The 7,322-nt window shown below is 41.1% G+C and carries 8 protein-coding genes; 3 read left to right on the top strand and 5 right to left on the bottom strand.

The window, feature by feature from the left end:
- The first annotated feature begins 301 nt into the window (after positions 1–301).
- The 3 genes from EYO21_06305 (at position 302) to EYO21_06295 (ending at position 3,696) form a co-directional block, all read left to right on the top strand.
- On the top strand, positions 302–907 hold the full coding sequence (locus EYO21_06305; protein HIB03418.1) for a TetR/AcrR family transcriptional regulator: 606 nt from the start codon (positions 302–304) through the stop codon (positions 905–907).
- A 65-nt stretch (positions 908–972) separates the two neighbouring features.
- A complete protein-coding gene (locus EYO21_06300; protein ID HIB03417.1) occupies positions 973–3,213 on the top strand; it encodes a hypothetical protein in 2,241 nt (746 codons plus the stop codon).
- Positions 3,214–3,231: 18 nt separating this feature from the next.
- Positions 3,232–3,696, top strand: coding sequence for a hypothetical protein (locus EYO21_06295; protein ID HIB03416.1), 465 nt, complete (start codon positions 3,232–3,234; stop codon positions 3,694–3,696).
- Positions 3,697–4,116: 420 nt separating this feature from the next.
- On the opposite strand, the gene EYO21_06290 is transcribed toward EYO21_06295, so the two are convergent.
- From EYO21_06290 to EYO21_06270, 5 genes are all read right to left on the bottom strand, one after another.
- The gene (locus EYO21_06290; protein HIB03415.1) at positions 4,117–4,557 is read right to left on the bottom strand and encodes a DUF309 domain-containing protein; all 441 of its coding nucleotides are present in this window, start codon (positions 4,555–4,557) and stop codon (positions 4,117–4,119) included.
- A 174-nt stretch (positions 4,558–4,731) separates the two neighbouring features.
- Positions 4,732–5,148: a hypothetical protein gene (locus tag EYO21_06285; GenBank protein HIB03414.1), complete on the bottom strand. Its 417-nt coding sequence runs from the start codon at positions 5,146–5,148 to the stop codon at positions 4,732–4,734.
- 182 nt (positions 5,149–5,330) lie between these two features.
- Entirely contained in the window at positions 5,331–5,945 is a 615-nt protein-coding gene (locus EYO21_06280) for a flavodoxin family protein (GenBank protein HIB03413.1), read from the bottom strand.
- Positions 5,946–5,997: 52 nt separating this feature from the next.
- A complete protein-coding gene (locus EYO21_06275; protein ID HIB03412.1) occupies positions 5,998–6,315 on the bottom strand; it encodes a hypothetical protein in 318 nt (105 codons plus the stop codon).
- 195 nt (positions 6,316–6,510) lie between these two features.
- Positions 6,511–7,322 (bottom strand): T9SS type A sorting domain-containing protein (locus tag EYO21_06270; protein HIB03411.1); only part of this gene is annotated, 812 nt, incomplete at its 5' end.

Below are 7,322 nucleotides of genomic sequence, written 5' to 3'. Positions count from 1 at the left end.
TGCTAAGGTCTTTATGTTAAAAATACCAACATCCATGTGTTTCATCCCGACCGTCTCCCCGTCACTTTCTGGGTTGAGATTGGGAAAGTGGTTGAGAAAGCTGATGTAGAAACATAATGGGGTAAACTACCTCTCTGGAGACAAACTAAGGAGAGATAGCGGTAAAATCAATCAGGAAGGGAATATGAAAGCGGTTTACGGGATAAGGAATACCTGAAAAAAATGATTGAAACTTTTGTAGATAATCCTTGTATAAAGATAAGTAAGTACTTACTATCAGCCTCATTTTTTGAGTAGTAAAATGAAAAAAGACGATAGAATAAATCAGATAGCAGAAAAAACCCTCGAGCTCATCAATAAAAAAGGTTCTGTGGATGCATTGAGGACCAAGGACTTAGCGGACGCCATTGGTGCATCTGAAGCCACAATATTCAAGTTTTTCGAATCTAAAGAGGAGATTCTTAATACTGTAATTAGACGATACATCCACAGGAAGCCTATCAGAATTCAAGCTTCGGATTTAAAGACGCCTGATGATTTTGAGAATTTTCTGAGGGAAATCCTCGACACAACATTAGACCCCTCACCTTCAAGAGCTCCTTATGTTTCTTTGCTTATCCAAATTTCTTTGAAGGAAAACCCTATTGCTAAAGAGAACTTCGAAGACCTGCAAAAGATCTGGGCGATTATAGAAGACAGAATCGAGTACGGTAAGAAGCACTGGAATTTTTCTGATTCCGTTGACAGCAAGTTGCAGACAAGACTATTCTACTTTGCGGCTGTTATGTATTACATACAAATGGAAGTATTCAACAGGAAATCAGTTGAAAGCTTCGATGTTATAGAAGTGAAAGAAACCCTTTTAGCAAACTTCCTGAAAATATTGACCGAAGGAAATAACCGATGACATTCTTTTCTGGATTTCGGTGTCTAAAGGGTGATTGTTTGACCAATTAATGAAAGGTAATAATAATGTATTTCTCTAAAAGGACCGTTTCTCTGACTCTTTCGCTTAGTTTCCTTGTTGCTGGTCCAAAATCATATGATGTGGTTTCAGATGATCTCAAAAATAGAATATTTGAAATTACCCGGGCAACTGGCTCCATAATTGTTGATGCAGACTTAGACGATGTGGGTTGGGCCGATGCCGCAAGTACAGACTTTTTTCTTGAAATTCAGCCCGGCGATAATGTGGATCCACCGGACCCCACGGAAGTGAAGGTCACTTATGACAAGGACAATCTTTATGTTGCTTTCATGGCATATTCTGACCCGGATGATATCCGAGCATCCTTACAGAAACGGGACCAGGCTTGGCGGGACGATTTTGTTGCCATTATTATTGATGCTTATGGGGACGCAAATGCCGCTGTTATGATAGGGTCCAATCCCCTGGGGGTACAGATGGATGCCTTGAATCAGGGGCAGCATGATGATGATAGTTACGACATTATTTATGAATCAGCGGGCAAAATAACGGATAAAGGCTTCCATGTTGAAATGGCCATCCCTTTTTCCAGCCTGTCGTTTCCCAAAAAGAAAATCCAGGAGTGGAAAGTGACTTTTTTCCGGAGCTTTCCCCGAGATGCCCGACATATGGTTACTTGGGGTGGACTTGACCGTTCCAATCAATGCTGGCTATGCCAATTAGGGACACTCAAGGGAATCCAGGGAATTGAGCAGAAAGGCAAACTGGAATTCTTGCCCACACTAATAGGCTCACAGTCTTCAGAGCTGGATGAGAATAATGCCCTCAAAAAAGGGTCTTCTGAGGGGGAAGTATCAATGGGTATAAAGTACAGTCTCAGCTCCGACCGTGTGGCAGAAATTGCAATCAATCCGGATTTCAGCCAAGTGGAGGCAGATGAGGAACAGATTGATGTGAATACCACTTTTGCACTGAATTATCCGGAAAAGCGACCATTTTTTAATGAGGGTGCTGATCTGACCGATACTCCGGTTAGTGTTGTTTATACACGCTCAATCAATAATCCTACTGGGGTAGGTCGCATAATTAACCGGGGCCAAAAGGACAGCTGGCTACTGCTTTCTGCATTAGATGAAGATTCCCCATATATTGTACCGGGGGAAGAACAGAGTTTTACGAGAATGGGCAGTAAAAGCTTTTCCAATATATTTAGGTATAAACGGTCTTTGAATGAGGGTAGTTTTTTGGGTCTCATCGCCACAGACAGGCGAATGGTGGACAATCAGGGTAGCGGATCAGTGGTGGGCTTTGACACCCGTTACCGTTTTAACGACACATATCAGGTGGAATTTCAATCTGTTTTCAGCCATACGCAGGAGCCTGATGATTCACTTTTGATCAGTTCAGCCACCTTTGGCGACAACCATACCTTTACTTTTGATGGTGAATCATTCTCTGGGAATGCGTTGAAACTTGAATTTGACCGAAATACAGAACACTGGCGAATGGAAGTTGGATATGACCATAGAACACCTACCTTTCGTGCGGAAAACGGTTTTGTAACAAATGCTAACAATCGGCGGATTTTTGGGCAAAGTTTATGGATTTATTTTCCGAATAATTTTTTCAGCCAGGTCCTTGGCGGAGTTCACGCCGGTGTCGAACACAATTTCGATGGAGTTCAAAAAGCAAAGTATATAGCTTTATTCAGCAATCTGGCTATGCCCAGACAGACCCGTCTGAATGTAATGTATGCCCGGCGCATGCAGTACCGATTTAAGGATACGGAACTTAAGGGTACTTATGATATTAAGATCAACCTGAACAGTCAGTTCAGTGAACGATATCAGTTTGGGACCAATATCGGTCGCCATGTGGCCCCCGTCCGTTTTCTGGAGGTTCCTGAAGAAGGGCGCCTCGCCGTACTTGAATTCTGGACCAGGATGCAGGCTTCAGACCGATTGAATGTTGGCCTTTCATATAATTCACAGAAAATGACTACAATGGATAGAAAGACAGATTATTTTTCAGGCTACACCGCTACGCTTAGGGCCAGTTATCAGCACAATAAATCTTTGGGTTTCAAGGTACTGACCCAGTACAATGACTTCAGCAAAGACTTTCAGATCCAACCACTCTTGACTTATCAACCCAGCCCATTTACCATCTTTTATATCGGTTCTACCTCAAACCAGAATGTAGATGGTCTGGCTTTTGACAATATTCAAAATGGGATGCTCACGGACCGTCAGTACTTTATGAAAATTCAGTATCTGTTCAATTAGTTGAAAAAGGAGAATACAATGAATACAAAAGAAAAGCTGGATATGCTCTGGAAATACCTGGCACTGGTTGTGGTGGCACTGTTGGGGTCTATAATGCTGCATTCATCCAACATAACTGTCACTGGGCTTCCTGGAGTATCGACTGGGGGTAAAGGTCATGTCTTCATCAGGGCTCATGAAGGCGACTTTGCCGAAGGGGATTATTTAAAAGAGATGAAGGTGAGAGTAGAAAAGGAAGTCATTGATGGTGATACCACACTCAATGTAACGGTGAACGGAAAGCCTGTAGAGGCCTCCAACTTTGAAGAAACGGGTGAGGGGATTAAGTGGGTTTCAGAAGACGGCGAAGTTCATGTCATTAAGATGGGTAACGGAAAATTCAAAGGTGGCTTTAAGGAAATGGAAATGTGGATTGATGAAAATAATGAAGATGGAAAAAAGCAGAAAAAAGTGATTATCAAAAAAATGAAAAAGGGCCTGTGAGAACGTCTTGATGCATCCGAGATAAAATTTGCATTTCTTATCATTTAGAAAATAAAGGAATTATAGTGAATACAAATAAAATAGAAGTAAGACGCGTTCGAAGACGATTTATTATTCATAGGCTCAATAATATGAGGTCTAGAAATGCACAGCGTTATTCCTTTAAAAGAAGGGATATATTATAGCATCTTTATTTAAAAAGAACGCCTCTGATGGTTAATTATATGATGTAGCAGCTTTTTCATTTATTCAATAATTATATCACGATGTTGGTGCTTCTTTCATCCCGACCATCTCTCCATTGCTTTCTAGGTTGAGATTGGGACAGTGGGTGAGAAAGCTGATTCATTTCCCAAGTTCCTCAGCCACTCTACTCATTGCTTGATTCAAGAGTCCCTCTTTATTTCCAGAATGGTGATACTATGACTCCTCAACTCTATTCAACTTAGGTATCAGCTCCCAATCAAATTCACCCGGCACATTTATGCGAAATAATTCGCCGTAACATTTTTTTACCTCCTCAATAAAGTTTAAGGCATCCGTACCTCGTTGAGTAGTACTCCAATGGCCCCTATCAGGACCTTTCTTTGTCAGTTTGTCTATGGCCCGTGTCATAAGGTTTCTTGCACCCTTCAGGTTTCCCGTTGAAAGATGGTAGAAAGAGACGGTGGTTTGAATTAGCCCCTGGACAAAAGCCCTGTCTGGAAGATTAAACTTGGACCACATCTCCTCCCACTGTTCATGGGCATCGAAATATTCTCCCTGATTAAAAAACTCCAGACCAGCAAGAAACAGTTTGTCAATTTTCTCTTCATCAGGCAAGAGTAATTTCCTCCCTGATGGCATATCCAGCTCCATCACTTTTAACCCAGCTTATAAAATGACTCAACGCTCTGTGTGCATCTTTAATTCCGATCATCCCTCTGTTATGTTCTAATTTCGATTGACGATTCGGATTGAGTAGAGCTTGAAAATGAAAATTTTGTTTTATTCCAGTCGTGGAAAACTCATGGTAGTATTTACTCTACGATATAGTTATTCCTCCAGAACCGCCTTCTGAATTTCCATCAGCATGATACCATTCCCGGGGAATGGAACTCCCGTGACGATTATATTCTTTCCATAATACTTTTCGAGCTGATCCCTCGCGGGGATATGTTCAACAAGGGAACAAACAAAAGTTTCTTCCTTACCTCCTCTCTTGGAGAACTCCGTGGTAATGGGTAAGTAGAGTTCACTATTCCCCTTATCAAGAATAGCCAGAGGAAGTCCGCGCTTATAGCAAGCTTGTCCACATCCTATGTGAGCCATACCAGTTGCCTCCAAGCCGTCTTTCATGTAGCAAGTCAGACAAACAACCTCTCCTTTGACGGTAATAGGCTGTTCGTCCTCTGCAAAAAGAACCGTTGTCCAAGACAATACAGTTACAATTAAGATGATCGTTTTCCTCATTTTTCTATCCTCCACTATTCTTTTGTACCCATTCCTCACTCTTCCCCTATTGACTCCGAAGGTCCAATTTTGCTACTCTTAAGCACTTTGAACACAATCTGATCATGAGGCTTGTGTACATATCTTTCTATTTTGCTGATGCCATATTTCGAAAGTATTCTCAACAATTAGAATAAACCAGCTCATATTAACTTTTTACCTATCCTAAATACTTTTTTCAGATATGCCTTCCTTTTCTCTTCCGAAATAAAAGGTACTGACCAGCAATTGAATCTTTTGATTTTCCTTATACCGCACATCTTCAAAACTCCCCTCTTTAATCTCCTGAATGGAATGTTCATATAGAAATACTTTGTGGCAACCGCCGGAGAGCCATAGGTATTAATTATAATAGCCCGATCACAAGGAAGCAAACCAATGGGTCTGCCCCAATTCCCAATGACATTCTTGAACTTAAATGCAAATCCTAAAGTAAATACCCTATCAATCCACCCTTCTAAAATAGCTGGAGCTCTGAACCACCATATTGGATATATAAAAACAAGGCAATGAGCATCCTTGATCAATGTTTGATGTTTCTCTACATCGGGAGCTATTTTGTTATCACCAAAGGAAACCGGATCAAATTCTTCTTTATAGAGATCTATAACTTTGACTGTATGATTACCAGTCTTAGCACCATTAATAAAACTCTCACGAAGCGCTCCACAAAAACTTTGGGGATTTGGGTGGGCGAATATGACCAATGTTTTCATTTCATGATTATTTACTATTCCCGTCGTTTTCAAGGTTGACATTGGGAAAGAGGTTGAAAAAAGTGCAAATGGTCTTTTTCATCATTTTTTAACCTTACCAATTTGGTTTATTGACTGGCCGTAGTGGCACAACGACGCGAAAACGAGGTCGGGAGTCCTCTTCAAGTTCAAAGCGACCACCAAGACTGGGAGCTTCTCCCTGTCCGCCCAAGAATCTTAGCGATTTGGCCTGGACATTACCTGAACCAGATTGCTTTCCATCAAGACGCCAATAACCTGAACGAAGTATGGGTGTAGGGTTATAGACTACTTCAAGATCCAATTGCACTCGTTCGCCATTTTCAAGCACAAATTCGATGGAAACTTGTGTAGTTGCACCATCACGCATCCCATTCACTTGGTAATTAGTCACAGTGCGCGACTTGAAGACACCGTTAACCAATTCATCGAGCAATGGCTCATCATTATTGGTACATCCTCCACTTAGCAGGATAATAAACACCCAGAGGGTACTAATAACTACATTACAAGGTTTTTGCATCTATCATTCCCACCATCCCCCGTCACTTCCCAGGTTGAGATTGGGAAAGTGGTTGAGAAAGCTGATTCATTTTAACAGGAGCATCTTCCTCGTTTGAGTGAACTCACCAGCCTGTATCTGGTACAGGTATACCCCGGCACTGACTGGTCTTCCCAAATTATCAGTACCGTCCCATACAGCCATCTTGTTGCCAGCATCCTGTGACTGGTTGACCAGAGTCTTTATCTGTTTACCCAGTATATCGTAGATGCCAAGGGTTACCTTAGCCTGTTCTGGTAAGTCATAGCGTAATATTGTAACCAGATTAAATGGATTAGGATAATTTTGATCCAATAAATAAACATTTGGTATTGATTGCTCATCACTGAATGATTGGGTCGGACTTCCCGCATTTATCCATGCTGTTGTCCAAATAGATGCTAAATCAACAATAGCACAATGAATCACAATAATTGTCAGTGAATCAAGTTCTTCCCAAATTATGTTATAATAAGTTGAATTGTAATCTGGATCTTGACCTGCTGCTAGATCATCTGCAGCAGTAATTTCACTAACATAGGGATATATTTCATCAACATATCGAAAAATTGAGTCAATTACAGAACTCCAATAAATACTTGATGAATCAGGCAGTGGTAATTCGGATAAATGGGGATTGATCATATAGGTTTCATATCTCGAATGAATACCATAATTACCAGTTAATTGCCCATTGTAATTTAATGTGAGATGTAGAGGCTGATGGGAATCTGCAACATAATGGCCAAGTTCTGCGGCTAACTGCCATACGGTCTCCCATTGTCCATTGGCCATGAGAACAGTTAAACTATCTGTCCATGCTTCAATAACCCAGGGTATGGTACCATTATTAATGATCA

The sequence above is a fragment of the Candidatus Neomarinimicrobiota bacterium genome (assembly GCA_012964825.1).
GTDB lineage: Bacteria > Fidelibacterota > Marinisomatia > Marinisomatales > S15-B10 > UBA2125.
The sequence above is the reverse complement of the archived record's forward strand: the minus strand, read 5'-3'. Positions and strand labels throughout refer to the sequence as shown.

Excerpts from the sequence above, each read along its gene's own strand:
- EYO21_06305 (HIB03418.1), top strand. The coding sequence starts at position 302 with ATGAAAAAAGACGATAGAATAAATCAGATAGCAGAAAAAACCCTCGAG.
- EYO21_06300 (HIB03417.1), top strand. The coding sequence starts at position 973 with ATGTATTTCTCTAAAAGGACCGTTTCTCTGACTCTTTCGCTTAGTTTC.
- EYO21_06295 (HIB03416.1), top strand. The coding sequence starts at position 3,232 with ATGAATACAAAAGAAAAGCTGGATATGCTCTGGAAATACCTGGCACTG.
- EYO21_06285 (HIB03414.1), bottom strand. The coding sequence starts at position 5,148 with ATGAGGAAAACGATCATCTTAATTGTAACTGTATTGTCTTGGACAACG.
- EYO21_06280 (HIB03413.1), bottom strand. The coding sequence starts at position 5,945 with ATGTCAACCTTGAAAACGACGGGAATAGTAAATAATCATGAAATGAAA.